The organism is Amycolatopsis sp. MEPSY49 (genome assembly GCF_051337345.1).
In the GTDB taxonomy this organism is placed as follows: Bacteria; Actinomycetota; Actinomycetes; order Mycobacteriales; family Pseudonocardiaceae; genus Amycolatopsis.
In genome coordinates this window covers 1,663,815-1,687,567 of sequence record NZ_JBDLYJ010000001.1, presented here as the reverse complement: position 1 = coordinate 1,687,567, position 23,753 = coordinate 1,663,815, and the positions used below count along the sequence as shown (strand labels likewise).

The 23,753-nt window shown below is 71.7% G+C and carries 24 protein-coding genes; 14 read left to right on the top strand and 10 right to left on the bottom strand.

Annotated features, from left to right (window positions below):
• Nucleotides 1-15: 15 nt before the first annotated feature.
• Both ABFJ78_RS08495 and ABFJ78_RS08490 read left to right on the top strand, forming a co-directional pair.
• Complete coding sequence (locus ABFJ78_RS08495; protein WP_436385246.1) at nucleotides 16-630, top strand: glycoside hydrolase family 25 protein; 615 nt, start codon at nucleotides 16-18, stop codon at nucleotides 628-630.
• A gap of 19 nt (nucleotides 631-649) precedes the next feature.
• A complete protein-coding gene (locus ABFJ78_RS08490; protein ID WP_436385245.1) occupies nucleotides 650-1,879 on the top strand; it encodes an aminodeoxychorismate synthase component I in 1,230 nt (409 codons plus the stop codon).
• Here ABFJ78_RS08490 and ABFJ78_RS08485 read toward each other — a convergent pair.
• Nucleotides 1,856-2,809, bottom strand: a complete 954-nt coding sequence (locus tag ABFJ78_RS08485) for a quinone oxidoreductase family protein (RefSeq protein ID WP_436385244.1) — start codon at nucleotides 2,807-2,809, stop codon at nucleotides 1,856-1,858. The two genes, ABFJ78_RS08490 and ABFJ78_RS08485, sit on opposite strands and share 24 nt — an antisense overlap.
• A gap of 42 nt (nucleotides 2,810-2,851) precedes the next feature.
• On the opposite strand from ABFJ78_RS08485, the gene ABFJ78_RS08480 reads away from it, so the two are divergent.
• On the top strand, nucleotides 2,852-3,391 hold the full coding sequence (locus tag ABFJ78_RS08480) for a QsdR family transcriptional regulator (RefSeq protein ID WP_436385243.1): 540 nt from the start codon (nucleotides 2,852-2,854) through the stop codon (nucleotides 3,389-3,391).
• Here ABFJ78_RS08480 and rsmI read toward each other — a convergent pair.
• Nucleotides 3,384-4,220 (bottom strand): 16S rRNA (cytidine(1402)-2'-O)-methyltransferase, encoded by an 837-nt coding sequence (gene rsmI / locus ABFJ78_RS08475; protein WP_436385242.1) that lies wholly within the window; start codon nucleotides 4,218-4,220, stop codon nucleotides 3,384-3,386. The two genes, ABFJ78_RS08480 and rsmI, sit on opposite strands and share 8 nt — an antisense overlap.
• Before the next feature lie 68 nt (nucleotides 4,221-4,288).
• Here rsmI and ABFJ78_RS08470 point away from each other — a divergent pair, with 68 nt between their 5' ends.
• Together ABFJ78_RS08470 and ABFJ78_RS08465 are read left to right on the top strand one after the other, a co-directional pair.
• Nucleotides 4,289-5,857 carry a dolichyl-phosphate-mannose--protein mannosyltransferase gene (locus tag ABFJ78_RS08470; protein WP_436385241.1) on the top strand — a complete coding sequence of 523 codons (1,569 nt, stop codon included), beginning with the start codon at nucleotides 4,289-4,291 and terminating at the stop codon, nucleotides 5,855-5,857.
• Entirely contained in the window at nucleotides 5,854-6,384 is a 531-nt protein-coding gene (locus ABFJ78_RS08465; protein ID WP_436385240.1) for a GNAT family N-acetyltransferase, read from the top strand. Before ABFJ78_RS08470 ends, ABFJ78_RS08465 begins: the two co-directional genes overlap by 4 nt.
• Here the strand turns inward: ABFJ78_RS08465 and ABFJ78_RS08460 are convergent.
• Nucleotides 6,356-7,069, bottom strand: coding sequence for an AraC family transcriptional regulator (locus tag ABFJ78_RS08460; protein WP_436385421.1), 714 nt, complete (start codon nucleotides 7,067-7,069; stop codon nucleotides 6,356-6,358). The two genes, ABFJ78_RS08465 and ABFJ78_RS08460, sit on opposite strands and share 29 nt — an antisense overlap.
• A gap of 76 nt (nucleotides 7,070-7,145) precedes the next feature.
• On the opposite strand from ABFJ78_RS08460, the gene ABFJ78_RS08455 reads away from it, so the two are divergent.
• A complete protein-coding gene (locus tag ABFJ78_RS08455; protein WP_436385239.1) occupies nucleotides 7,146-7,715 on the top strand; it encodes a class I SAM-dependent methyltransferase in 570 nt (189 codons plus the stop codon).
• Here the strand turns inward: ABFJ78_RS08455 and ABFJ78_RS08450 are convergent.
• On the bottom strand, nucleotides 7,712-9,472 hold the full coding sequence (locus ABFJ78_RS08450; protein WP_436385238.1) for a serine/threonine-protein kinase: 1,761 nt from the start codon (nucleotides 9,470-9,472) through the stop codon (nucleotides 7,712-7,714). The genes ABFJ78_RS08455 and ABFJ78_RS08450 overlap by 4 nt on opposite strands.
• Before the next feature lie 184 nt (nucleotides 9,473-9,656).
• Between ABFJ78_RS08450 and ABFJ78_RS08445 the strand changes: the two genes are divergently transcribed.
• Together ABFJ78_RS08445 and ABFJ78_RS08440 are read left to right on the top strand one after the other, a co-directional pair.
• Entirely contained in the window at nucleotides 9,657-11,528 is a 1,872-nt protein-coding gene (locus ABFJ78_RS08445) for a propionyl-CoA synthetase (RefSeq protein ID WP_436385237.1), read from the top strand.
• A 65-nt stretch (nucleotides 11,529-11,593) separates the two neighbouring features.
• Nucleotides 11,594-13,159, top strand: coding sequence for a beta-N-acetylhexosaminidase (locus ABFJ78_RS08440; RefSeq protein ID WP_436385236.1), 1,566 nt, complete (start codon nucleotides 11,594-11,596; stop codon nucleotides 13,157-13,159).
• Here ABFJ78_RS08440 and ABFJ78_RS08435 read toward each other — a convergent pair whose 3' ends face one another.
• Together ABFJ78_RS08435 and ABFJ78_RS08430 are read right to left on the bottom strand one after the other, a co-directional pair.
• Nucleotides 13,160-13,756 (bottom strand): TetR/AcrR family transcriptional regulator, encoded by a 597-nt coding sequence (locus tag ABFJ78_RS08435; protein WP_436385235.1) that lies wholly within the window; start codon nucleotides 13,754-13,756, stop codon nucleotides 13,160-13,162.
• Nucleotides 13,746-14,429 (bottom strand): MOSC domain-containing protein, encoded by a 684-nt coding sequence (locus ABFJ78_RS08430; RefSeq protein WP_436385234.1) that lies wholly within the window; start codon nucleotides 14,427-14,429, stop codon nucleotides 13,746-13,748. The genes ABFJ78_RS08435 and ABFJ78_RS08430 overlap by 11 nt, the downstream gene beginning before the upstream one ends.
• Nucleotides 14,430-14,483: 54 nt before the next feature.
• On the opposite strand from ABFJ78_RS08430, the gene ABFJ78_RS08425 reads away from it, so the two are divergent.
• Nucleotides 14,484-15,842, top strand: coding sequence for a M20 family metallopeptidase (locus ABFJ78_RS08425; RefSeq protein ID WP_436385233.1), 1,359 nt, complete (start codon nucleotides 14,484-14,486; stop codon nucleotides 15,840-15,842).
• Here ABFJ78_RS08425 and ABFJ78_RS08420 read toward each other — a convergent pair.
• Both ABFJ78_RS08420 and exaC read right to left on the bottom strand, forming a co-directional pair.
• Complete coding sequence (locus ABFJ78_RS08420) at nucleotides 15,811-16,179, bottom strand: DUF779 domain-containing protein (protein ID WP_436385232.1); 369 nt, start codon at nucleotides 16,177-16,179, stop codon at nucleotides 15,811-15,813. The two genes, ABFJ78_RS08425 and ABFJ78_RS08420, sit on opposite strands and share 32 nt — an antisense overlap.
• Nucleotides 16,179-17,702, bottom strand: coding sequence for an acetaldehyde dehydrogenase ExaC (gene exaC / locus ABFJ78_RS08415; protein WP_436385231.1), 1,524 nt, complete (start codon nucleotides 17,700-17,702; stop codon nucleotides 16,179-16,181). The genes ABFJ78_RS08420 and exaC overlap by 1 nt, the downstream gene beginning before the upstream one ends.
• Before the next feature lie 112 nt (nucleotides 17,703-17,814).
• Here exaC and ABFJ78_RS08410 point away from each other — a divergent pair, with 112 nt between their 5' ends.
• Nucleotides 17,815-19,287, top strand: a complete 1,473-nt coding sequence (locus tag ABFJ78_RS08410) for a GAF domain-containing protein (RefSeq protein WP_436385230.1) — start codon at nucleotides 17,815-17,817, stop codon at nucleotides 19,285-19,287.
• Nucleotides 19,288-19,290: 3 nt separating this feature from the next.
• Here the strand turns inward: ABFJ78_RS08410 and ABFJ78_RS08405 are convergent, their stop codons facing one another.
• Complete coding sequence (locus tag ABFJ78_RS08405; protein ID WP_436385229.1) at nucleotides 19,291-19,716, bottom strand: YybH family protein; 426 nt, start codon at nucleotides 19,714-19,716, stop codon at nucleotides 19,291-19,293.
• A 109-nt stretch (nucleotides 19,717-19,825) separates the two neighbouring features.
• Here ABFJ78_RS08405 and ABFJ78_RS08400 point away from each other — a divergent pair, with 109 nt between their 5' ends.
• Together ABFJ78_RS08400 and ABFJ78_RS08395 are read left to right on the top strand one after the other, a co-directional pair.
• On the top strand, nucleotides 19,826-20,623 hold the full coding sequence (locus ABFJ78_RS08400) for an SGNH/GDSL hydrolase family protein (protein ID WP_436385228.1): 798 nt from the start codon (nucleotides 19,826-19,828) through the stop codon (nucleotides 20,621-20,623).
• Nucleotides 20,602-21,159 (top strand): TetR/AcrR family transcriptional regulator, encoded by a 558-nt coding sequence (locus ABFJ78_RS08395; RefSeq protein ID WP_436385227.1) that lies wholly within the window; start codon nucleotides 20,602-20,604, stop codon nucleotides 21,157-21,159. Before ABFJ78_RS08400 ends, ABFJ78_RS08395 begins: the two co-directional genes overlap by 22 nt.
• Here ABFJ78_RS08395 and ABFJ78_RS08390 read toward each other — a convergent pair.
• The gene (locus tag ABFJ78_RS08390; RefSeq protein ID WP_436385226.1) at nucleotides 21,134-22,132 is read right to left on the bottom strand and encodes a GNAT family N-acetyltransferase; all 999 of its coding nucleotides are present in this window, start codon (nucleotides 22,130-22,132) and stop codon (nucleotides 21,134-21,136) included. The two genes, ABFJ78_RS08395 and ABFJ78_RS08390, sit on opposite strands and share 26 nt — an antisense overlap.
• 89 nt (nucleotides 22,133-22,221) lie before the next feature.
• On the opposite strand from ABFJ78_RS08390, the gene ABFJ78_RS08385 reads away from it, so the two are divergent.
• Together ABFJ78_RS08385 and ABFJ78_RS08380 are read left to right on the top strand one after the other, a co-directional pair.
• A complete protein-coding gene (locus tag ABFJ78_RS08385) occupies nucleotides 22,222-22,941 on the top strand; it encodes a DUF2786 domain-containing protein (protein WP_436385225.1) in 720 nt (239 codons plus the stop codon).
• A 53-nt stretch (nucleotides 22,942-22,994) separates the two neighbouring features.
• The gene (locus ABFJ78_RS08380) at nucleotides 22,995-23,732 is read left to right on the top strand and encodes a Long-chain-fatty-acid--CoA ligase (protein WP_436385224.1); all 738 of its coding nucleotides are present in this window, start codon (nucleotides 22,995-22,997) and stop codon (nucleotides 23,730-23,732) included.
• The last annotated feature ends 21 nt before the right edge of the window (nucleotides 23,733-23,753 follow it).

Below are 23,753 nucleotides of genomic sequence, written 5' to 3'. Positions count from 1 at the left end.
TGCCGGGGGCGGACTGTGACGGAACCGGAGAGCGAACGCGGGATCTCGCTGTCCCACCGGGAGCGGGTGACCGACTGGCACGCCGTCCGCGGGGCGGAGACCCGGTTCGTGTCGGTGACGATCAGCGAGAACGTCAACTGGACCAACTCCGCGGCCGAGCGCAACCTGGCCGGCGCGCAGGAGGCGGGCCTGCACGCCGGCGGCCGGCACTACGCCCGCCCCGGCGCGGCGCACGACCAGGCCGACCACTTCGTCCGGACGGCCAGCAGGCTCGGCGCGTTCGCGCCCGGGTCGCTGGCGCCGGCCCTGGAGGTGGCGGCGCCGAGCGTGGACGACCGGTTCATCAAGACGTGGATCAAGCACGTCCGGCACGCGGCGCGCATCGAGCGGGTGCTCGTCTACGCCGACCACGACTGCTGGTCGCACCGGCTGCACCCGGACCGCTGGGCCGACAGCGAGGTCGTGCTGTGGCTGGTCCGGCACAACGGCATCCCCGGCAGGCCGGGCTGGTTCCACTCGCGGCTCGGCGTGCACCAGCACGCGTACGGCCCGGACGTGCGGGGCGTCGACGGGCCGGTGGAGCAGAACGCCGTCGTGTACCCGTTCACATTGGGTGACCTGCTGCTCTGACGTGTGGTGGTATGTCGCCATGCGCGTGACGAGCAGGGCACTCCGGACGGACGTCACGCCCGCGCGCGCTTTTTCGGTACTCGCCTCTTTCGCGCGTGCTCGCGGACTGCCGCCGCCCGCGATGCTGTCCGGTGACTGGTTTTCTTCACAGGCGGTGATCGCGCCTTCGCTTGCGGTTATGCCCGGGGACTTTCCCGCTTGCCCGGAGGTCGACGCGCCGCCGGGCGTGATCGGCGGCGGGTGGTTCGGGTACCTGGCGTACGACGCCTCCGGCTCGCTCCCGCCGGCCGCGTGGGGCTGGGCGGACCACGTGCTGCGGTGGTCCGCTTCTGGCACGTGTTACCTGGAGTCTCTGGACGGCGGCGGCCCTTCGGCGTCCACAATGGAATCGATGCTGGCTTCTCCGGTTGAGCCGCTTTCGTGGACGGCTGGACCACTACGACGTCCGTTGCCTTCGGAGCACCGGGACGCGGTGAAGGCGTGCGTGCACGCGATCGAGGCCGGTGAGCTGTTCCAGGCGAACATCTGCAGCCGGTTCACGGGATCGTTTTCGGGTTCCCCCGCCGCCTTGTTCGCGGCCGGAGTGTCCTCTTTGGATCCCCGGCGGGCGGCGTTCGTCTCGGGTTCGCAGGGCTCGGTGGTGTCGTTCTCGCCGGAGCTGTTCCTCGCCCGCCACGGCCGCGCGGTGCGCTCGACACCGATCAAGGGCACCCTCCCCCGCCGAGGGCCGTCCGATGACGGGAACGCGTTGCTGCTGCGGCAGTCGGTGAAGGACGTCGCCGAAAACGTGATGATCACGGACCTGGTGCGCAACGACCTCGGCCGGGTGTGCGAGGTGGGGTCGGTGACGGTGCCGTCGTTGCTGCGCGTCCGCCCGGCGCCGGGCGTGTGGCACCTGGATTCGACGGTGACCGGGGTGCTGCGACCGTCCGTTTCGGACGCCTCCCTTTTGGAGGCGACGTTCCCACCCGGTTCGGTGACGGGGGCGCCGAAGATCCGCGCGCTGGAGCTGATCGCGTCGCTGGAACCCTGCGGACGCGGGGTCTACACGGGAGCGATCGGGCTGCTGTCCCCGGCGGCGGGGCTGGAGCTGAACGTGGCGATCCGGACGTTCGAGATCGCCGCCGGCCGGATCGCACTGGGCGTCGGCGGCGGCATCACGGCGGATTCGGACCCGGAGGCGGAGTGGCAGGAGTGCCTCCACAAGGCGGCACCCCTGGAACGCCTACTTGCCGGGGTCGAGCAGTAGCTTGCCGACGGTCTTGCGGGAGCGCAGGGCCTCGTGCGCGCCGCGGGCGTCGGACAGCGCGTACTCGCCGCCCGGGATGGCCTTGAGCTTGCCTTCCAGGACCAGGTCGAAGAGGTCTCGGAGGGCCGTCGCGAAGACGTTGCCCGGCAGGCGGAAGACGTGCGGCAGCCACATACCACTGATGGTCGTGCTGTGGCCGAGGAGGTTGCGCAGCTCGACCGGCTTCGGGTTCTCGCGGCCGGCCATCCCATAGAAGGCGAGCCGGCCGAAGGGAGCGAGCGCGGCGATGCTCTGGTCGGTGGTCTTGCCGCCGACCATGTCGAGCACGACGTCGACGCGGCGGCCGTTGGCGTCGAGCAGCACCTCGGTCATGTCCTCGGCCCGCGAGTCGACGGCGACGTCGGCGCCGAGTTCGAGCGCGAGGGCGCGCTTCTCGTCGCTGCTGGCGGTGGCGATGACCCGGCCGGCGCCCCACGCCTTGGCGAGCTGCACGGCAATGGTCCCGACCCCACCGGCGGCGGCGTGCACGACGACCGATTCGCCCTTTTCGAGGTGGGCGTTCTTCTTGAGCAGGACCCACGCGGTGGTGCCCTGGACCAGCAGGGACAGTGCGGTGAGGTCGTCGATGCCGTCGGGAACGGGGAAGGTGGTCGCCTCGGGCGCGACGGCCTTCTCGGCGTACCCGCCCCCGCCGTTCAGGAGGGCGACAACCCGCTTGCCATCGTGCGTCCCGACCACCTCACCACCGGGAACGAGCGGCAGCTTCGACGGCGCGAGGTAGGAGTTCTCGGCCTGGTGGGTGTCGGCGTAGTTGACACCGATGCGCTCGACGTCGATGAGCACCTCACCGGGGCCGGCCACGGGATCGGGCAGCTCGACGGGGGTGAGCACCTCGGGCCCGCCGAACTCGGTCACCTGCACTGCGCGCATCTGCGTTTCCCTTCCCGCGGTGGTTGTGAGACATTCTGGCATATGTCTCACTCGGCTGCGTTCGACCTCGCCCGCGACTGGTTCCTGGCCGGGCGACGGGTGGACATGGGCGAGCTGGCGGAGGCGCTGTCCATCAGCCGCGCGACGCTGCACCGCCGAGTCGGCTCCCGAGACCGGCTACTGGGCGAGATCCTGTGGACGCTGTCGTCGGCGTCGATCGCCCGGCTGTGGCCCTCGTGCGTCGGCCGCGGCGCGGCTGGGGTGGCCGACTTCGTGAGCGGATATGTCCGGTTCGCGAACGAGTCCCCGCCGTTCCGGGACTTTCTGCGCCGCGAGCCGGAGCGGGCGTTGCGGCTGCTGACGACCCGCGCAAGCGTTTGCCAACAGCGGACGACGTCTCGGCTCGTGGAGCTGCTTTCGGGGGAGGTCGAGGCGGGACGGTTGCAGCCGCCGTTGCCGGTCCCGGACCTGGCTTACTTGCTGGTCCGGATCGGCGAGTCGTTCGTGTACACGGACGTGATCACCGGGGACGCGCCCGATGCGGAAAAGGCGCACGCCGCGGTGACGGCTTTGCTCACTTGACCCGCGAAGCCAGCACCGCGTCGTAAAGCTCCTTTTTGGACACCCCCGCCGCCTCGGCCACCTCGGCGGCAGCGGACTTCAACCGTTCTCCGGAAGCCACCCGCTCGGAAACCTCCGACACCAGATCCGCCACCGAAACCGACCGCGGCGGGGCGCCCTCGAGCACCACCGTGATCTCGCCGCGCACGCCCTCCGCGGCCCACGCGGCCAAGTCCGAAAGCGACCCCCGCTTCACCTCTTCATAGGTCTTCGTCAACTCCCGGCACACCGCGGCTTGCCGAGACGCCCCCAGCACCGAAGCCGCATCGGCCAGCAACGATCCCAACCGGTGCGGGGACTCGAAGAACACCACCGTCCGCGGCTCGGACACCAACGACGTCAACCACCGGGTCCGCTCCCCGGGCTTCCGCGGCGCGAACCCCTCGAAGCAAAACCGATCGCACGGCAAACCGGACAAAGCGAGCGCCGTCGTCACCGCCGACGGGCCGGGAAGACAGGTCACCGGCAAGTCCGAAGCAACGCAAGCCGAAACCAGCCGGAAGCCCGGATCGGACACACTGGGCATACCGGCGTCCGTCACCAGCACCACCGTCTCGCCCGCGCGTAACGATTCGAGCAACTTGGGCAGGCGCGCCGTCTCGACGTCCTCGTAGAAGCTCACCACCCGGCCTCGCGGAGTCACCTCCAGCGCGGACGCCAGCGATCGCAGCCGCCGCGTGTCCTCGGCCGCGATGACGTCGGCTTCCGCCAAGGCCTCGGCCAAGCGCGGGGAAGCGTCGCGGACGTCGCCGAGCGGGGTGGCGGCGAGGATGAGGCGGCCCGGAGTCACCCGGCCAGCCTAGGCTGATCAGCGGATCCCGACGACGCACGCCCCGCCGCGCCCGTAGGATCGCCCCCGTGACCGCCGTGCTGACCCGTGCCGACGACGAGAGCGTCCGGCCGGACCCCCTCGAGGCGCTCCGGCCGCCGACCGACCGCGAAGTGACCCTGCTCGGCCGCGGCATGCCGACCGACCGGTTGCGCGGCTGGGTCGTCACCCTCGTGCTGACCGTGATCGGCGGGATCGTCCGGCTGCAGAACCTCGGCGTGCCGACGGACAAGGGCAGCCCGGTCTTCGACGAGAAGCACTACGTGCCGCAGGCGTGGCAGATGCTGCGCAACGGCGGTTACGAGGACAACTACGGCTACGAGCTGGTCGTCCACCCGCCGCTGGCCAAGCAGCTGATCGCGATCGGCGAATGGCTGTTCGGCTACAACGGCTGGGGCTGGCGGATCATGCCCGCGCTGGCCGGCACGCTCATCATCTTCCTGACCATCCGCATCGCCCGCCGCCTGACGCGCTCGACGCTGCTCGGCGGCATCGCCGGCATCCTGGTGATCAGCGACGGCGTGCTGCACCTGCAGTCGCGGATGGGCATGCTCGACATCTTCATCGCGCTGTTCGTGCTCGCCGCGTTCGCCTGCCTGCTCGTCGACCGCGACCAGGTGCGCACCCGGCTCGCGACGGCGGTCCGCGAAGGCTGGGTCAACGAGTCCGTGTGGGGCCCCAAGCTGGGCTTCCGCTGGTGGCGGTTCGCGACCGGGCTGATGATCGGGCTGACCTTCGGCGTCAAGTGGTCGGCGCTGTACTACATCGTCGCGTTCGGGCTCCTGTGCGTGTTCTTCGACGTCGCGGCGCGGCGCGCGGCCGGCGTCGAACGGCCGTGGCTCGGCACGATCCGTCGCGACGTGCTGCCGGCGCTCTGGGCGATCCTGCTCATCCCGTTCCTGATGTACCTCGGCGCGTACTGGGCGTGGTTCGCGAGCGAGACGGCGACCGACCGGCACTACACGGAGATCAAGGACATCGCGCCGGGGGTCTGGTCGTGGGTCCCGGCGTCGCTGCGGTCGCTGGCCGACTACACGGGCAACGTCCTGCACTTTCACGAAACGCTGGTCACACCGAAGGACAACCCGCACCCCTGGGAGTCGAAGCCGTGGACGTGGCCGATGGGGCTGCGCCCGATGCTCTACAGCTACGACGGCGACATCACCGGCTGCGGCGAGTCCCGCTGCGTGAGCGCGACGATGCTGATCGGCACGCCGGCGATGTGGTGGCTGGCGATCCCGATGCTGGGCTGGGCGGTGTGGCGCTCGGTGTTCCGCGCGGACTGGCGCTACGCGGCGGTGCTGGTGGGCTACCTCGGCGGGTACGTCTTCTGGTTCACCAACATCGACCGCCAGATGTACTTCTTCTACGCGACGCCGCTGGCCGCGTTCCTGGTCCTGGGGTTGACGTTGTGCCTCGGCCAGATCCTGGGCAGCGCGCGGCGCGGGTTCGAAAGACGCGGGACCGGTCTGCTCGTCGTGTCGCTGTACGTGGGCCTGGTGGTGGCCAACTTCGCGTGGCTGTGGCCGATCCTGAACGGCGTCGCGATCACGACGGGCCAGTGGGAAGCCGAACGCTGGCTGCCGTCCTGGCGGTGAGCCTGGTCGAACCGGCGCCGCGGTACCACCGGTCGTTCCTCGACGCCCTGCGCGAGTACCACCGGGAGGGCCTGCACACCGAACTGGACCCGGAGCTGCTCGCCGACCCGGGTGAGTTCCGGCGCTGGATCGCCGACGTGCGCGACGCCGGCTTGAGCGGCACGGCCGCCGTCGAACGCGACCGGGTCCCGCACCGGATCCTCTGGTGGACCGAAGGCGACGACTACCTCGGGCGGGTGCGGCTCAACCTGCGGCTCAACGCGGAGCTGACCGAGTTCGGCGGCCACCTCGGCTACGACATCAGGCCGTCCGCGCGCGGGCGGGGACACGCCACCGCGCTGCTGCGCGCGGCCCTGCGAGTCGCCCGCGAGGCCGGTCTCGGCGACGTCCTCCTGACCTGCGCGCCCGAGAACCTCGCGTCGCGCCGCGTGATCGAACACAACGGCGGCGTCCTGGCGGACACCAGTTCCGCCGGGAGGCTGCGGTACTGGTGCCCGGTCACCCCGCGAAGTACGCCCCCGGCGTGACGCCGACCGCGCGTCGAAAAGCCGCCACGAACGCGCTCGCCGAGCTGTAGCCCACCCGGTGCGCCACCGTCTCCATCGGCGATCCCTGGGCCAGCAGCGGCAGTGCCGCACGCAGCCGCACCTGCGTGCGCCACGTCCCGAACGGCATCCGGCACTCGCGGACGAAGATCCGCGCCAGCGTCCGCTCGGCCGCGCCGACGTCCCGGCCGAACTCCGCCAGGCTTCGCGGGTCCGCCGGGTTCGAAACCACCGCGCGCTCGACGTCGCGGGCGCGCGGGTCGGCCGGGGACGGCACCACGATCGGGACGACGTCCAGGGGTTCCAGCAGGTCGAACGCCACCGCTTCGGCGCGCAGGCGGGCGTCCGGGGCCACGCCGTCGCCGGTCAGGTACTCCAGGAGCTCGCGCAGCAGCGGCCGGACCACCACCATCCGCGGCGCGGGCCACGACACCGGGGACAGCGCGGGGTCGGCGTAGATGCCGCGCAACGCCGCCCGGCCGAGCGCGCCCGTGCGGTGCTGGACGCCCGCCGGGATCCACAGCGCGCGGGTCGGCGGCAGGACCCAGCCCGCGTCGCCCGCCTTGACCGCGACGACGCCCCGGGCCGACCAGACCAGCTGGTGGACCGGGTGCTCGTGCCAGGGGAACCAGGTGCCGGCGGGCAGGTCGACCTCGCCGAGCAGCATGGCTTGGCTGGTTCGCGACATCAGTTGGCAGGCTATCGGCTACCGGCCATCAACGCGCCCCAATAGCGTCGGACGCATGCCGATGAACCTGATCCACCGCAAGATCTGCAGCTCGGAGAAGTGGGCGGCCACCGTCGAGGAGCGGCTGACGCCGTGGCTGAAGCAGCGCGACCTCGGCGACGACGTCCTCGAGATCGGACCCGGCTTCGGCGCCACCACGAACGTGCTGCTCAAGGCGGTTCCGAAGCTGACGGTCCTGGAGATCGACCCCGCTTCGAGCGAGCTGCTGCGGGCGAAGTACGGCGACCGCGCCGAAGTCGTCGAAGGCAGCGGCGCGGAGATGCCGTTCGAGGACGGCCGCTTCTCCGCCGTCGCCTGCTTCACGATGCTGCACCACGTCCCGACGAAGGAGCTGCAGGACGCGATCTTCGCCGAGGCCGCGCGGGTCCTGCGCCCGGGCGGCACGTACTGCGGCAGCGACGGCCAGCTCAACCTGCGGTTCCGCCTGCTGCACATCGGCGACACGATGAACGTCGTCGACGCGGCGACGTTCCCGGCGCGCCTCGAAAAGGCGGGCTTCGAGCAGGTGAAGATCCAGCACCACCCGAAGGAGCTGCTGATCTTCGAGGCCGTGAAGCCCGGTTAGCGGCGGGGCAGCTGGTTTCCCGGCTGGCGGGGCACCACGCGCGTCACCGGGCCGTCGGCGGACTTGCCCGCCCGCGACAGCCAGCCCTCGACCTCGCGCCGCACGGCGTTCAGCGTCGGACGGCGTCGCGGCTCCGGGTCCAGCGAAGCCGCCAGCAGCCGCGCGTGCGCGCTCCGCTGGGGCAGCCGGGACACCGGTTCCGCGCGGGCAGCCGCCATCAGGGCGGCCATCGGGGTTTCGCGCGTGCCGCGCGGGGGCTGGCCGGACAGGGCGTAGCTGATCGTCGCCGCCAGCTGCCACGCGTCGGACGCCGGGGACGCCGCCGCGCCCATTGCCTGCTCCGGGGCCACGAAGTCCGGCGTGCCGATCATCATGCCGGTCGCCGTCATCTTCGAGTCGCCCTGGCTGCGGGCGATGCCGAAGTCGATCAGGTGGGCCAGGCCGCTCGGGTCGAGGATGACGTTCGACGGCTTGATGTCGCGGTGCAGGACGCCCTTCTCGTGCGCCGCCGCGAGCGCGCCCGCCATGGTCGCCCAGAGGCGGCCGGCCGCGACGTCGTCGAGCGGGCCCTGGCCGTCCACCAGCTCGGCCAGCGGACGGCCCTCGAGGTACTCCATGACCAGCGCGAGCCCGTCCGGCTCCTCGGCCAGGTCGTACACCTTGACGCAGTTGGGGTGGCTGACCACGGCCAGCGCGCGGGCTTCGCGCTGCATGCGCTCGGCGGTGTCCCGGTCCGGCGCGTGCGCGATCTTGAGCGCGACCGTGCGGTTGAGCTGGGTGTCGACGGCCTGCCAGACCGTGCCGAACCCGCCCGCGCCGAGCTGCTTGACGCGGCGGTAGCGGCTGCCGCCGGCGTTGCGCGAGCCGGGCGGCGGCGGGACCGGGCCCGGGGCCGCGGCCAGCGCGCCGGCCATCGGCGGGGGCTCGGGCGCGGACGCCAGCGCCGTCTTCGGGTACGGCCGGTTGACCGGGGGCGGAGGCGGCGGCGGCGTCGGGCGCGGCTGGACCTGCGACGGCGGCGGGCCCGGCGGCTCCGGCTCGCGGCGCGGCGGCGCGTCCGGCCGGTTGATCACCGACCACGGCGGCGGCCCGACCATCGCGACCGGGATCAGGCCCAGCACGCTGAACGGCAGGAACCCGAGCCAGAAGTGCAGCGCGGTGTTCGCCTCCATGCCGACGCTGAACACCAGCATCGCGGCGAACGGGATCCAGAAGAACCGCGACGGCCACTTCGGGCCGCGGCGGAAAGCGGTGCGGCCCTGCAGCATGACGAACAGCAGCGAACCGGCACCCAGCACGGCGAACGCCAGCAGGTACACGAAGAACGGGAGGTCGTCGGCGCCGGTGCTGCGGGAGGAGAAGACGTCGAAGACGGTCTGCCGGCCGCCCAGGTAGTCCACCTGGGAGTCGACCCAGCAGCCGCCGGGGCCCCGCAGCGTCGAGAGCTCGGTCGCCGACAGGCCGGTCTTCTCCTTGGCGTACGCCGCGCGGTAGACGCCCGACACGCCGTTGGACAGCAGCCACGGCAGCACCAGCGCGCTGAGCAGGCCGATCGCGCCGAAGACGCCCAGCGTCGTGGCGTCGTACCGGTTGCCGGTGCCCTTCCGGATGATCGACACGGCCAGCGCGCCGGCCGGCGGGATCAGCGCGACGAGCGCGCCGGCCGCACTCGTGGCCCACACCCAGTCGCCGGGGCAGAAGCCCGGGCCGAACAAGGAATGGGCTAGCGAGAGCAGCGCGCTCGCGAGTCCGTTCACCGCCGGATCCCCTCACTGTCCGTGTTCACTTCGTACCTTCACGCCGCGTTTCCCCGCGGTCCAGCTTAGGACGCAGCCGGCCGCCGTGAGGTTGCCGGGTCTTCAGGTTGCCCGGAATCCGGCGGGCCCGCCGCTCCCGCGCCATGATGGGGGCGGCGGACGTTCGACGCGAAGGAGAGCGGGAATGGGCGCGTACTCCGAGGCCTACCGGCGCAGCCTGACGGACCCGGAAGCGTTTTGGCTGGCCGCGGCCGGAAACATCAGCTGGACGAAGGCCCCGGAGCGGGCCCTGGACAGCTCGAACCCGCCCTTCTACCGATGGTTCCCCGGCGCCGAGCTGAACACCTCGTACAACGCGCTCGACCGGCACGTCGAGGCCGGCCGCGGCGGCCAGGCCGCACTGATCTGGGACTCTCCCGTGACCGGGCGGCAACGCACCTACACCTACGAAGAGCTCCGGGACACGGTCGCGCGGTTCGCCGGCGCGCTCAGCTCGCTGGGCGTCACCAAGGGTGACCGCGTGATCGTCTACCTGCCGATGGTGCCCGAAGCGGCGATCGCGATGCTGGCCTGCGCGCGGATCGGCGCGGTGCACTCGGTGGTGTTCGGCGGGTTCGCGCCGAAGGAACTGGCCGCGCGGATCGAGGACGCGAAACCCAAGGTGATCCTGGCGGCGTCCTGCGGCATCGAGCCGACGCGGGTCGTCGAGTACAAGCCGATCATCGACGCGGCCCTCGAGATGACCGAGCACCAGCCCGACCACGTCGTCGTGCTGCAGCGCGAGCAGGCGCCGGCCCAGCTGGCCAAGCGGGACCTCGACTGGCGCGAGCTGGCGGCGGCCGCCGATCCGGCCGACCCGGTGCCGGTCGCGGCCACCGACGCGCTCTACATCCTCTACACGTCCGGGACCACCGGGAAGCCGAAGGGCGTCGTGCGCGACACCGGCGGCCACGCCGTCGCGCTCGCCTATTCGATGGACGCGATCTACGACGTCCACGCCGGCGACGTCTGGTGGACGGCGTCCGACGTCGGCTGGGTCGTCGGGCACTCCTACATCGTGTACGCGCCGCTGCTGGTCGGGGCGACTTCGGTCATGTACGAGGGCAAGCCGGTCGGCACGCCGGACGCGGGCGCGTTCTGGCGGGTCATCGCCGAGCACGGCGTCCAGGCGCTGTTCACCGCGCCGACCGCGCTGCGGGCCGTCAAGAAGGTCGACCCGGACGCCCGTGAACTGGCGAAGTACGACTTGAAGGCGTTCAAGACGCTCTTCATGGCCGGCGAGCGGCTCGACCCCGAGACCTACCACTGGGCGCACGAGAAGCTCGGCACGCCGGTGATCGACCACTGGTGGCAGACCGAAACCGGCTGGCCGATCGCGGCCAACCCGCGTGGCCTGGAGCCGATGGACGTCAAGCCCGGGTCCGCGACCAAGCCCGTCCCCGGCTGGGACGTCCGGATCCTCGACCAGGCGGGCGACGAGCTGCCGGCCGGGCGCGAAGGCGCCATCACGGTCAAGCTGCCGCTGCCGCCGGGCTCGCTGCCGACGCTCTGGGGCGACGACGAGCGCTACCGCGAGGCCTACCTCTCCCGCTACGACGGGTACTACCTGACCGGCGACTCCGGCTACCTCGACGAGGACGGCTACCTGTTCGTCATGGGCCGCACCGACGACGTCATCAACGTCGCCGGCCACCGGCTGTCGACCGGGTCGATGGAAGCCGTGCTGGCCTCGCACCCGGCGGTCGCCGAGTGCGCCGTCATCGGAGTCGCCGACCAGCTCAAGGGCCAGCTGCCCCGCGGGTTCGTCGTGCTGAAGGCGGGCGCGGACATCCCCGCGGAGCAACTGCGGGACGAACTGGTCGCGCTGGTGCGCCGGGACATCGGCCCGGTCGCCGCGTTCCGTGACGTGTCCATTGTGGACGCGCTGCCGAAGACGCGGTCGGGCAAGATCCTGCGCAAGACGATGCGCGCGATCGCCGACGGCCGCGACGAAGCCGTCCCGTCCACGATCGAGGACCCGGCCGTCCTGGACGCCATCCGCGCCGCCCTTCGTTAAGGACTGTTCCAAATGGCCCGGCTGGTCTGTACCTTTGGGAGGAGTCCCCGACCGGAGGTGCCCTGATGCGCTTGTCCAGAGCCGTCTTGACCGCGGCGATCGTGAGTCTCACGGCCGTCGGCGTGCCCGCTGCCGCGGTGGCCGCGCCGGCCGCCCCGGAACGCAGCGTGACCGACGTCGTGCCGGCGCCCGTCTCGGCGACGGCCGACCCGCGGGGCGGCTTCAAGCTGACGCCGTTCACCGTCATCACCGCCGGCCGCGGCGCCGGCCAGGTCGCGGACTACCTGCGCGGCCTGCTGCGCCCGGCCACCGGCTACCCGCTGCCGGTCGTGCCGCACGCCGCCGGCCTGCCCGCGATTTCCCTGCAGCTGGGCCACGACTCCCGGATCGGCACCGAGGGTTACGAGCTGAAGGTGTCGCGCGACGGCGTCAGCTTGCGCGCGAACACTGCCGACGGGCTCTTCGAAGGCGTCCAGTCGCTGCGGCAGCTGCTGCCGTCGGCGATCGACGCGAAGCGCGTCCAGCACCGGACGTGGACCGTCGCCGGCGGCACGATCCTCGACTACCCGCGCTTCGCCGAACGCGGCGCGATGCTCGACGTCGCCCGGCACTTCTTCAAGCCGGACCAGGTCAAGCGGTACATCGACCAGATCGCGCAGTACAAGGTCAACACCCTGCACCTGCACCTCGCGGACGACCAGGGCTGGCGCATCGAGATCAAGAGCTGGCCGAAGCTCGCGACGGTCGGCGGCCTGACCGCCGTCGACGGCGACCCGGGCGGCTACTACACGCAGGCGCAGTACAAGGACATCGTCGCGTACGCGGCTTCGCGGCACATCACGGTGATCCCGGAGATCGACATGCCGGGCCACACGAACGCGGCGCAGTCGACGTACGCGGAGCTGAACTGCGACGGCAAGGCCGTCCCGGTCCGCACGGACACCGAGGTCGGCTACAGCTCGCTGTGCATCTCCTCGCCGATCACGTACAAGTTCGTCGAGGACGTCGTCCGCGAGCTGGCGGCGATCACGCCGGGCCAGTACCTGCACATCGGCGGCGACGAGGCGCACTCGACCCCGCCCGCGGACTACATCGCGTTCGAGAAGAAGGTGCAGCCGATCGTCGCCAAGTACGGCAAGAAGGTCACCGGCTGGCACGAAATCGCGAAGTCGGACCCGCCCGCGTCGGCCGTCCCGCAGTACTGGGACTTCGGTGGCGACAACGCCTCGGTCGCGGCCGCGGCGGCGCGCGGCAGCAAGATCCTGATGTCGCCGGCGAACTACGCGTACCTGGACATGAAGTACGACGCTTCGACACCGCTGGGCCAGGACTGGGCCGCGCTGATCGAGGTCCGCGACGGGTACAACTGGGATCCGGCCTCGCTGGTGACCGGTGTTGGGGAGAGCCAGATCGCTGGTGTCGAGGCGCCGCTGTGGACCGAGACGATCCGCACGAGCGCCGACATCGAGTACATGGCATTCCCGCGGCTGCCGGGCATCGCGGAGATCGGCTGGTCCCCGAAGTCGACGCACAACTGGGACGCCTACCGGGCCCGGCTGGCAAAGCAGTCGCCGCGCTGGGTGGCCCAGGGCATCAACTTCTACCGCTCCCCGCAGGTCGACTGGAAGTAGCTACGCACCGGCCAGGCGAGCGCGAATCGCTCGCCTGGCCAGTTCGTACGCGCGGGTGCCGCCGTTGAGGACCGCGTCGGCGTTGGCCGCTCGGCCCAGCGCGTGCAGTTCGAACGCCAGGACTTCCGGGTCCGCGTCGAGGTGACCGAGTGACACCGCTTCGGCGGCCGTCTCGCGGATGAATGCCGCGAACGAGCCGCTCGCCGCCGCCACCGCGTCGTGGACCCGGCCGGGTCGCGCGTCGACCTCCGCGCCGACGTTGAAGAAGAAGCACCCACCCGGGAAGACCCGCTTTTCCGAGTAGTCCAGCCAGTTCTCGCAGATCGCGCGCAGCCGCGGTAAGCCCGGCGCCACCGCGCGGGCGGGCGTCACGACGTGCGCTTCGAAGATGGCGAACGCCGCCTCGACCGTCGCGAGCTGCAGTTCCTCCTTGGAGCCGAACAGCGCGAACACGCCGCTCTTGCTCAGCTCCAGCTCGGTGGCCAGCCGGCCGAGGGACAGCCCCTCCAGGCCGTCGACCGACGCGACGTCCGCCGCCCGGCGCAGCACCAGGCGGCGGGTCGCGTCGCCGCGGGCGACCCGGCCGTCAACCGGCACGCCGCGCCCGCCAGCGGTCCACAGTGGACTGGACGCCGCCGCGGTACGACTCCGAAAGCGCCGGCGCCGCCAGCACGCGGTCGGCGAGGTCCAGCGCCGCTTCGATCTTCTCCTCCGGCAGCTGCCCGTAGTTGGCGAAGGAAATGACGTACACCTCGGCGATCGTCGGCCCGTCCGCGCGCTCCACCAGCTCGATCGCGCCGGACGTCGGCACCGTGCCGGGCCGCAGCACGCGCAGGTACCAGCCGCTGCGCCCGGAGTCGATCATCAGCGGCGTGACGTCCTTGCGGCCGGTCTTCATGGCCAGCTTGAAGCACGGCTGCCGCGGCTGCGACACCTGCACGAGCGCGTCGCCCCAGGCCCAGACGTCCCCGATCCGGACGTCGTCTTCGGTGACGCCGGACAATGAGACGTTCTCCCCGAAGTCGGCCACCGAAGCGTCGAAGCCCTCCTCGCGCCAGGCCGGGTAGTGCTCGGCCGGGTAGACGTAAACCGCCTTGTCGACCCCGCCGTGCACGGTCAGGTCGGCCTGCCGGTCACCGTCGAGGTTCAGCTCGGTCAGGGCCAGCTCCGGCGCCGTGACCCGCGCCTTCGTGATCGCGCTCAGCACCGGGCGCTCCCGCCGGTAGCCCAGGACGCTCGGTTCCCCCACATACACGCCGTCGACGTTCATGCCCCGAAGATAGCACGACCGTTCGTATTGTTTTCTCCCTCTAGGCTGGCGGCCATGGAACTGCTCGACCAGGCCCGCGCCCACGTCGACTCCGGCGCGTTCTTCGCCGAACTCGCCCGGCTGGTCGCCTACCCCACCGTGAGCGACGCCCCCGAAGGCCGCGCCGCGATCCAGGCGTACCTCGGCGAAGTCCTGACGCCGGCGTTGACCGGCCTCGGCTGCGAAGTCACCCAGCACGCCAACTCGGACCCGGCGGGCGGCCCGTTCCTGGTCGGTGTCCGCACCGAAGGAGAAGGCCTCCCGACGCTGCTCTGCTACGGCCACGCCGACGTCGTCGGGGAAGCCGGGCAGTGGCGCGACGGGCTGGACCCGTGGACGCTGACCGCGGACGGCGACCGCTGGTACGGCCGCGGCACCGCCGACAACAAGGGCCAGCACCTGATCAACCTGACGGCGTTGCGGCTGCTCCTCGAGGCCCGCGGCGCCCTCGGGTTCAACCTGAAGTTCCTCTTCGAGACCGGCGAGGAGATCGGCTCGCCCGGCCTCACTGAGTTCGCGGCACAGCACAAGGAACTCCTGAAAGCCGACGTCCTCGTCGCCTCCGACGGCCCGCGCCTCGACGCGGCGACGCCGACGTTGTTCCTCGGCGCCCGCGGCGGCATCCGGCTCACCCTGGACGCCGACCTGCGCCCGGACGCCTCCCACTCCGGCAACTGGGGCGGGATCCTGCGCAACCCGGCGACGACGCTCGCCGCCGCGATCGCGAGCCTGGTCGACGGCCACGGCCGCGTCCAAGTTCCCGAGCTGCTGCCCCCGGAGCTGCCGGACAACGTGCGCGCCGCGCTGGCCGACGTGGTCATCGACGCAGCGGACGAGGGCTGGGGCGATCAAACCCTGACGCCCGCCGAGCGGCTCTACGGCTGGAACACCCTGGAGGTGCTCGCGCTCGGCGCGGGTGACCCCGCCCGCCCGGTGAACGCGATCCCCGGCCGGGCGCGAGCGGTCCTGCAGCTGCGGTACGTCGCCGGCACCGACGTCGACTGCGTCGCACCGGCGATCCGGAAACACCTCGACGAGCGAGGATTTCCGATGGTCGGCGTCCAAGCCGACGCCACCTTCCTCGCCAGCCGGACGCCGGTCGACGACCCGTGGGTGAGCTGGGCGAAGTCCACTTTGGACGCAGTGGCGGACAACCCCGTCGTCCTGCTGCCCAACTTCGGCGGCGGCCTGCCCAACCACGTCTTCACCGACGTACTCGGGCTGGCGACACTGTGGCTGCCGCACTCCTACCCCGGCTGCCTGCAGCACGCGCCGGACGAGCACCTGCTCGCCCCGGTCGCCCGGGAGGGACTGGTGCTCGCCACGGCGTTGTTCGACGCCTTCAGCTCAGCGCCGCCGACTCCTCGTCGGTGAGCAGCCGCGAGCGGATCAGGAAACGCACGCCTTCGGGCGCCTCCAAGGAAAACCCGCTCCCGCGGCCGGGTACGACGTCGATCGTCAGGTGCGTGTGCTTCCAGTACTCGAACTGCGGCCCCGACATCCACACCGGCACGTCCTCGATGCCCTCGACCTCCAGCGAACCGAGAAGCACGTCGGACACGCCGGTCTTGAACTCCCCGGCTGGATAGCACATCGGGGCGCTGCCGTCGCAGCACCCGCCGGACTGGTGGAACATCACCGGCCCGTGGAGCGACACCAGCCGCCGCAGCAGGTCCGCGGCGGCCGGTGTCAGGTCTGCTCGTTGTGTCATCAGAAGAACCCGAGCGCCTGGTCGGAGTAGGAGACGAGCATGTTCTTCGTCTGCTGGTAGTGGTCCAGCATCATCTTGTGGTTCTCGCGGCCGATGCCGGACGCCTTGTAGCCGCCGAAGGCCGCGTGCGCCGGGTAGGCGTGGTAGTTGTTCACCCAGACGCGGCCCGCCTGGATGTCGCGGCCGGCGCGGTAGGCGGTGTTGCCGTCGCGCGACCAGACACCGGCGCCGAGGCCGTACAGCGTGTCGTTGGCGATCTTGATGGCGTCGTCGTAGTCGTCGAACTTCGCCACCGAGACGACCGGGCCGAAGATCTCCTCCTGGAAGATCCGCATCTTGTTGTCGCCCGCGAACACCGTCGGCTCGACGTAGTAGCCGCCCGACAGCTCGCCACCGAGGTCGGACCGCACGCCGCCGGTGAGGATCTCGGCGCCCTCCTGCTTGCCGATGTCGATGTAGGACAGGATCTTCTCGAGCTGGTCGTTGGACGCCTGCGCGCCGATCATCGTCTCGGTGTCGAGCGGGTGGCCCTGCTTGATCTTCCGGACGCGCTCGACGCCGTCGCCGAGGAACCTGTCGTAGATGCCGGACTGGATCAGCGCCCGCGACGGGCAGGTGCAGACCTCGCCCTGGTTGAGCGCGAAGAGCGCGAAGCCTTCCTGCGCCTTGTTGTAGAAGTCGTCGTTCCGCGCGGCGACGTCGTCGAAGAAGATGTTCGGGCTCTTGCCGCCGAGCTCGACGGTCACCGGGATGATGTTTTCGCTGGCGTACTGCAGGATCAGCCGCCCGGTCGTCGTCTCGCCGGTGAAGGCGACCTTGCGGACGCGGTTGCTGGAGGCCAGCGGCTTGCCTGCCTCGACGCCGAAGCCGTTGACGATGTTGACCACGCCGGGCGGGATCAGGTCGCCGATGATCGAGAACAGCAGGTGGATCGACGCCGGGGTCTGCTCGGCCGGCTTGAGCACGATCGCGTTGCCCGCGGCCAGCGCCGGGGCGAGCTTCCAGACCGCCATCAGGATCGGGAAGTTCCACGGGATGATCTGCGCGACCACGCCGAGCGGCTCGTGGAAGTGGTAGGCGACGGTGTTCTCGTCGACCTGCGAGATGCCGCCCTCCTGGGCGCGCAGGGCGCCGGCGAAGTAGCGGAAGTGGTCGATGGCCAGCGGGATGTCGGCGGCGAGGGTCTCGCGGACGGCCTTGCCGTTCTCCCAGGCCTCGGCGACCGCGATCGCTTCGAGGTTTTGCTCCATCCGGTCGGCGATCTTCAGCAGGATGTTGGCGCGTGCCTCGGGCGAGGTCCGGCCCCACGCCGGGGCGGCGCCGTGGGCCGCGTCGAGGGCCTTCTCGACGTCCTCGGCGTTGCCCCGGGCGATCTCGCAGAAGGTCTTGCCGGTGACGGGCGTCGGGTTTTCGAAGTACTGGCCGCTCGCGGGCGGTACGTACTCGCCGCCGATGTAGTGGTCGTAGCGCGTCTCGTAGCTGACGACGCTGCCTTCGGTGTTCGGTGCGGCGTACTGGACCATCTTCCCTGCCTCATTGCTCGGAGTGACGGTTGAGCTGGTGGCGGCGAAGGTAGGCGCGGCAACGTTGCACGCGCGTTGCAGCGCGGCGCGCCGGCTATCTACCCTGGTGAACGTGGCAGAGGCGCCCGAACCGGAGATGCTGCGGGACCCCGAGTCCTACGCGCGGCTGCTGGCGCACGTCCGCGACGCGGTGCTCCAGGGCGTCCCCGGGCCGCGGCCGCCACGCTCCGTGGTCTCCGACTCGTGGCACCGCTCGCTCGCGGCCCGCGTCGACCCGGACGTGGGCGAAGCCCCGTTCGTCTACTCCTCGGACGCCCTTTCGTCGCTGCGCGAAGCCCATCCGCTGGCCCCGGTGCTGCCGGTGCTGCGGCAGATGCTGGTGAGCATCGCCGACGACGCCGAGCACGTGATGATCGTGACCGACGCCGAAGGCCTGATCCTGTGGCGCGAGGGCGCGGCCGGCCAGCTGCTGCGCGGCGACCGCGTCGGGCTCACCGAGGGCACCCGGTGGAGCGAAGCGGCGATCGGCACCAACGCCATGGGCACGGCGCTGGCCACCGGCGAGCCGGTGCAGATCCACTCGGCCGAGCACCTGGTCCGGCGCTACCACACGTGGACGTGCGCGGCGGCGCCCGTGCGCGACCCCGAGACCGGCGTCCTGCTCGGTTCGATCGACGTCAGCGGGCCGCTGCGCACGGTGCACCCGGCGATGATCTCGCTGGTCACGGCCACGGCCCAGCTCGCCGAGGGCCAGCTGCGCGCCCAGCTCGCGGTCCGCGACGAACGCCTGCGGCGCGTCAACATGCCACACCTGGATGCCCTTCGCGGCCGCCCAGGCGCGCTGCTCTCCGCCGGCGGCCGGGTACTGGCCGCCCAGTCGTGCCTGCTGCCGTCCACAGTGGACATCCGGCGCGGCGGCGGGACGGTCGCCCTGCCCGACGGGCGGCTCGCCACGGTCGAGCCCCTCGAAGAGGGCTACCTGCTCCGGCTTTCTTCCGGTGGTGGCAGCCAACGGTCACGGCTGCGGCTGGAGTACCTGTCGGACGGCCCGCACGTGACCACTGTGGACGGTCGTGAAGTCCCACTGACGTTGCGCCACGCGGAGATCCTGACCTTGCTCGCGTTGCATCCGAACGGTCTTTCGGCGGAACGGCTGGCCCTGCAGCTGTATGGCGAGACGGGCAACCCGGTGACGGTCCGCGCGGAGATCCACCGCCTGCGGTCCCAGCTGGGCGCCTCGGTGGTGCAGACGCGCCCGTACCGGCTGGCGGCCGACGTCGACGCGGACTTCGCCACGGCCAGGACGCGCCTGCGCACCGGGTCGCCGTCCGACGTCCTGCGCCTCTTCCGCGGGCCGCTGCTGCCGGAGTCGGAGGCGCCCGCGATCCGCGAGGAGCGCGAGACGCTCACGGCCCAGGTGCGCCAGGTGGCGCTGAACAGCGGCGACCCGGGCGTGCTGTGGTCGTTCTGGGAGACCGCCTGCGGCGTGGACGACTTCGCGGTGCTGGACGCCCTGCTGCGGACGCTGCCGGCGGCCGACCCGCGGCGGGCCGCCGTTTCGGCCCACCGCGCGCGGCTCGCCTGAGCGTCACGGCTCGAGGTCGGTCACGCCCTTGCCCGTGGCGATGTCGAACGGCACCGACGCCTGGTCGTGGACGATCACCCAGCCGTCATCGGTCTCGCGGAGGACGAAGGTGGCCCGCACCCACATGCCCTCGACCGGCTTGCCGCCGGGCAGCGTCCCGCTGACCCGGCCGAAGCCGTGTCCGACGGCCAGGCCCGCGCTCACCGTGACGGCCAGGTCGCGCAGCTCGTAGTCCACCTCGTCGAAGATGGCGAACACCTTGGCCCAGTTCTTCAGCTTCGCGTCGACCCCGACGTGCTGCAGCGGCGGCTCGACGTCGAAGGACACGACGTCCGGGGCGTAGAGCTCCCGCAGCGCGTCGAGGTCCTTGGCCCGCAGCCCGTCGATGATCTTGCCGAGGTGCCGGGTGACTTCCGATTCGTGTGTCATACCGGCTCGACGAAGCGGGGCCCCTGGTTGTGACAGCCGAAGTAGACACCGTCTACAGAAGTTTGATAGACAGTGTCCACAAGGTGAACCAGGGGTTACGGAGATCGGAATGAGCTACCACCGTTTCGTCGTCCTCGGCGACAGCTGCGCCGAAGGACTCGACGACCCGTACCCGGACCAGCGCGCCTACCGGGGCTGGGCCGACTTCGTGGCCGCCCGCCTGGCCCAGGACGAGCCCGCCTTCCGCTACGCCAACCTGGCCGTGCGCGGCCGGCGGCTCGACCAGATCGTCCCCGAGCAGGTCCCCGCGGCGACGCGGCTGGCACCCGACCTCGTCGCCCTCTTCGGCGGCGGCAACGACGTCATGAGCCGCGGGTGGGACGCGCGGACCGTCGCCCGGCGGGTCGACGCCGCCGTCCGCGCGTGCACGGAGATCTCGCCCGTCGTCGTCACGTTCACCCTCAGCGACGTCTCGCACCGGATGCCGCTCGGGCGCCGGATGCGGCCGCGGATCGTCGCGCTCAACGAGGCCATCCGCGAGGCGGCCGTCAGCTACGGCGCACTGCTGATCGACCTGTGGCCCGACCAGGCCGTCACCGACTCGCGGTACTTCGGCGCCGACCGGCTGCACCTGTCGGCGCACGGCCACCGCCGGCTCGCCGCGTACGTCCTGGGCCTGCTCGGCGTCAGTCACGACCCCGCGTGGCTCGAACCCCTGCCCGGCGTCGCGGCGCCCGGCGGCTGGCGCGCCGACGTGCACTGGCTGCTGCGCGAGGTCCTGCCGGTCGCGGTGACGCGCACGCGCAACCGGATGATCGGCCGCCAGCCCGGCGACGGCTTCTTCCCGAAGCGCCCGGAGCTGCTCCCCATGACCCGGGACGAGGCGTGGGCACCCGGCAACGCCTGATCGACACGGCGTCCGAGCTGCTGGCGGACGGCGGCGTCGAAGCGGTGACGCTGCGCGGGATCGCGAAGGCGGCCGGCGTTTCGCACGGCGCGCCGCTGCGGCACTTCTCCGGCCGCGCCGAGCTGCTGTCCGCGGTGGCGACGCGCGGGTACGCGGACTTGCTCGCCCGCCGGGACACGCTGCCGGGGAACTCGCCGCGGGAGCGGCTGACCGCCGCGTGCCACAGCTACCTCGACTTCGCGCTGGCCAACCCGGCGATGTTCGAGCTGATGTTCCGCCGCGACCTGGTCGACGCGGACGACCCGGCGCTTTCGGCGGCGGCGAGCGCGGTGTTCGACACGTTCGCGGTGCTGGTGGCGGCGGTCCCGACCCCGCTGGCACGCTCGGGCGCCGACTTGCGGCTGGTCGCGGCGTCGCTGTGGGCGGCGCTGCACGGCTTGGCGCAGTTGTGGCTGTGGGGCGGGCTGGCGGGAGCGAGCTTCGCCCCGTCCCCGGAGTCGGCGTTGGCCGTCACGCTGGACGCGTACCTGGGGTGAGTTCCCGCTGCACGGCGATCATGGCCGGCAGCGTGGTGTACCCGACTTCCTCGTTGACGCGGATCATGTGCGCGTTTTCGGCACCGGTGGTGGTGCTGATCCGCGCGAGGCCGGGGCGCTCGGCGAGCAGCCACCGCACCATGCGCGCCTTGACGCAGCGGCCGAGGCCCCGCCCCCGGTGCGCGGCCACCACAGCGGTGTCCCGCTGGTACCCCCAGTCCGGCCGGCGAGGGTGCACGCACACCTCGGTGAAGGCGGCGACGTCCCCGGTGCGCTCGTGGACCGCGGCCACGATCCGCTGCTCGAGGCCCTGCGCCCGCGCCTCCGCTTCGGCGGCCCGCACCCGTGCGGGCGTCCACTGCGGCCAGCGGTAGCCCGACTCCCCCAGCGGGGCGTCGTGGATCGCACCCCGCGCGGCGGCGTAGGAATCCAGCAGGGCGTGCGGTGCGGCACCGGCCCACCACAGCAGCCGGTAGCCCGCCGGGACCGGGACGTCCCAGCGCGACCGGTCGGCTTCGGCGGTCACCAGTGCCTGCCGCACGATCGTGCGCACCGGCCGGAAGCCCATCGCCGCGGCCCACGGCTCGCCCGCGGTGCCGGCGACGACCTCCCAGCCTTCGACGACCCGCCGGCCCCGCTCCCGCAAGGCGGGCAGCACCGCGCGCAGCATCGCGCCGCCGATCCCCGCGCGCCGGGCGGCCGGGTGCACGACGACGTGCGTCAACCCGATCTCGCTGTTCTCGGCGTCGAGGAAGTGCACTTGAGCGAGGGCGACGAGGTCGTCGCCGCGCAAGCCCAGCCAGCGCTCGGCCGAGCCCATGCCCGGCAGGGACCGCGTCCACCGCCCCACCAGTTCCGCCAGCGGCAGCGGGGGTTCGCCGGGCCGGTCGGCGAGGTGGCTCGCCACCAGCAGGTCGTGGCAGCGGGCGTAGTCGGCCACCGCCGGGTCGAACCGCACGATCCGCAAGTCCACCGCTACCCCTTCGGCCGTCCGTCCAGTGTTCCAGGACACGCCGCCCCCGGTGCGCGCGCCCGAACACCTGATCGAATACCCTGCCGTCCATGACCGAGTCAGACCCGCAGCTCGAGCGCATCCGGAAGCTGCTGGCCAAGGCCGAAGACCCGGCGGTCACCGAGGCGGAGGCCGAGGCCTACAACAAGAAGGCCGCCGAACTCGTCGCGCGGTACGGGATCGACCAGGCGATGCTCGCCGCGTCCGGGGCGAGCTCCGACGACATCGGCACGCTGAAGATCCCGATGAACGACCCCTACAGCCGCGACAAGGCGAGCCTGCTGACCTCGGTCGCCTACCCGCTGCGCTGCCGGACGCTGCTGCACCGGTTCGGCCAGAAGGTCGACAGCGTCACGGTCTTCGGCTACCGCTCCGACCTCGGCCGGGTCGAGCTGCTGTTCACGAGCCTGCTGCTGCAGGCGAGCACGCAGCTGACGCGCGTCCGGCCGGACGGCTTCTTCCCCGGCGAGTCGCTCGCCGCGTACCGGCGCACCTGGCTGCACGGCTTCGCCCGCGCGGTGCACGAGCGGCTGTCCGAGGCCGAGCAGGAAGCGGTCCGCACCGCGGCGCCCGGCGCGAAGTCGGCCGAGCTGGTGGTCCGCGACCGCGCGCAGCTGGTGCAGCACGCGTTCGACGCCGAGTACGGCGATTTGCGTTCGGCCGCGCCCCGCCGGCTGTCCGGCAGCGGCTACCTCGACGGCCACGACGCCGGCACGCGCGCCAACCTCGACCCGTCCGCGCTCACCCGCCGGCTCAAGGCCCTGCGCTGAGCGTCGCCCGGTTGCCGGTGTCTCCCGGGTGATCTTTTCGCTTCACTGGGCGCATGCGCGTTGTCGATCTTGCTTCCCGTCCTGACCTGCTCGACGCGGCGCTGGGCCTCGGCGACGTCGGCGGCCAGTTCATCTACCAGGGCGCCAGCGGCCGGATGATCACCGGCGAGCGGTTTCGGCGCCACTGGGCGCGCTACTTTCTGATCGCCCTCGACGACGACGGCGTCCCGATGGCGCGCGCGTTGTCCGTCCCGCTCGCGTTCCCGGCGGAAGACCGCGCCGAACTCCCGGACCACGGCTGGGACCAGGCGATCGAGTGGGCCGCCCAGGACGTGATGGACGGCCGCGAACCCACCGCGTTGTGCGCATTGGAAGTCGTCATCGCGCCACACCTGCGTGGCCGCGGGCTGGCCGCGCCGATGCTCGAAGCACTGAAGGCACGCGCCGCGGAAACGGGACTGCGCAAGCTGATCGTGTCGGTCCGCCCGATCGGCAAGGAGGCCGAACCGGCCGTCCCGATGCCGGAGTACGCGGCCCGCCGCCGCGAGGACGGCCTGCTCGCGGACCGCTGGCTGCGCACCCACGAGCGTCTCGGCGCGCGAGTCGTGAAGGTGTGCCCGTTCGCGGTGACGCTGTCCGGTTCCCTCGCCGACTGGCGCGCGTGGACCGGCGTGAAGCTCGAGGACGGCGAGAACTTCATCCCCGGCGGCATCGCCCCCGTGTACGCGTCGACCACCTACGACACGGCGACGTACGTCGAGCCGAACGTCTGGATGGACCACCCGATGTAGAAATGCTTAAAGGTCGGTCCA

Excerpts from the sequence above, each read along its gene's own strand:
- ABFJ78_RS08460 (WP_436385421.1), bottom strand. The coding sequence starts at position 7,069 with ATGCTGCTCGGCGAGGTCGACCTGCCCGCCGGCACCTGGTTCCCCTGG.
- ABFJ78_RS08440 (WP_436385236.1), top strand. The coding sequence starts at position 11,594 with ATGCGCTTGTCCAGAGCCGTCTTGACCGCGGCGATCGTGAGTCTCACG.
- ABFJ78_RS08480 (WP_436385243.1), top strand. The coding sequence starts at position 2,852 with ATGTCTCACTCGGCTGCGTTCGACCTCGCCCGCGACTGGTTCCTGGCC.
- ABFJ78_RS08485 (WP_436385244.1), bottom strand. The coding sequence starts at position 2,809 with ATGCGCGCAGTGCAGGTGACCGAGTTCGGCGGGCCCGAGGTGCTCACC.
- ABFJ78_RS08445 (WP_436385237.1), top strand. The coding sequence starts at position 9,657 with ATGGGCGCGTACTCCGAGGCCTACCGGCGCAGCCTGACGGACCCGGAA.
- ABFJ78_RS08490 (WP_436385245.1), top strand. The coding sequence starts at position 650 with ATGCGCGTGACGAGCAGGGCACTCCGGACGGACGTCACGCCCGCGCGC.
- ABFJ78_RS08400 (WP_436385228.1), top strand. The coding sequence starts at position 19,826 with ATGAGCTACCACCGTTTCGTCGTCCTCGGCGACAGCTGCGCCGAAGGA.
- ABFJ78_RS08430 (WP_436385234.1), bottom strand. The coding sequence starts at position 14,429 with ATGAACGTCGACGGCGTGTATGTGGGGGAACCGAGCGTCCTGGGCTAC.
- ABFJ78_RS08380 (WP_436385224.1), top strand. The coding sequence starts at position 22,995 with ATGCGCGTTGTCGATCTTGCTTCCCGTCCTGACCTGCTCGACGCGGCG.
- ABFJ78_RS08455 (WP_436385239.1), top strand. The coding sequence starts at position 7,146 with ATGCCGATGAACCTGATCCACCGCAAGATCTGCAGCTCGGAGAAGTGG.
- exaC (WP_436385231.1), bottom strand. The coding sequence starts at position 17,702 with ATGGTCCAGTACGCCGCACCGAACACCGAAGGCAGCGTCGTCAGCTAC.
- ABFJ78_RS08420 (WP_436385232.1), bottom strand. The coding sequence starts at position 16,179 with ATGACACAACGAGCAGACCTGACACCGGCCGCCGCGGACCTGCTGCGG.
- ABFJ78_RS08425 (WP_436385233.1), top strand. The coding sequence starts at position 14,484 with ATGGAACTGCTCGACCAGGCCCGCGCCCACGTCGACTCCGGCGCGTTC.
- ABFJ78_RS08385 (WP_436385225.1), top strand. The coding sequence starts at position 22,222 with ATGACCGAGTCAGACCCGCAGCTCGAGCGCATCCGGAAGCTGCTGGCC.
- ABFJ78_RS08405 (WP_436385229.1), bottom strand. The coding sequence starts at position 19,716 with ATGACACACGAATCGGAAGTCACCCGGCACCTCGGCAAGATCATCGAC.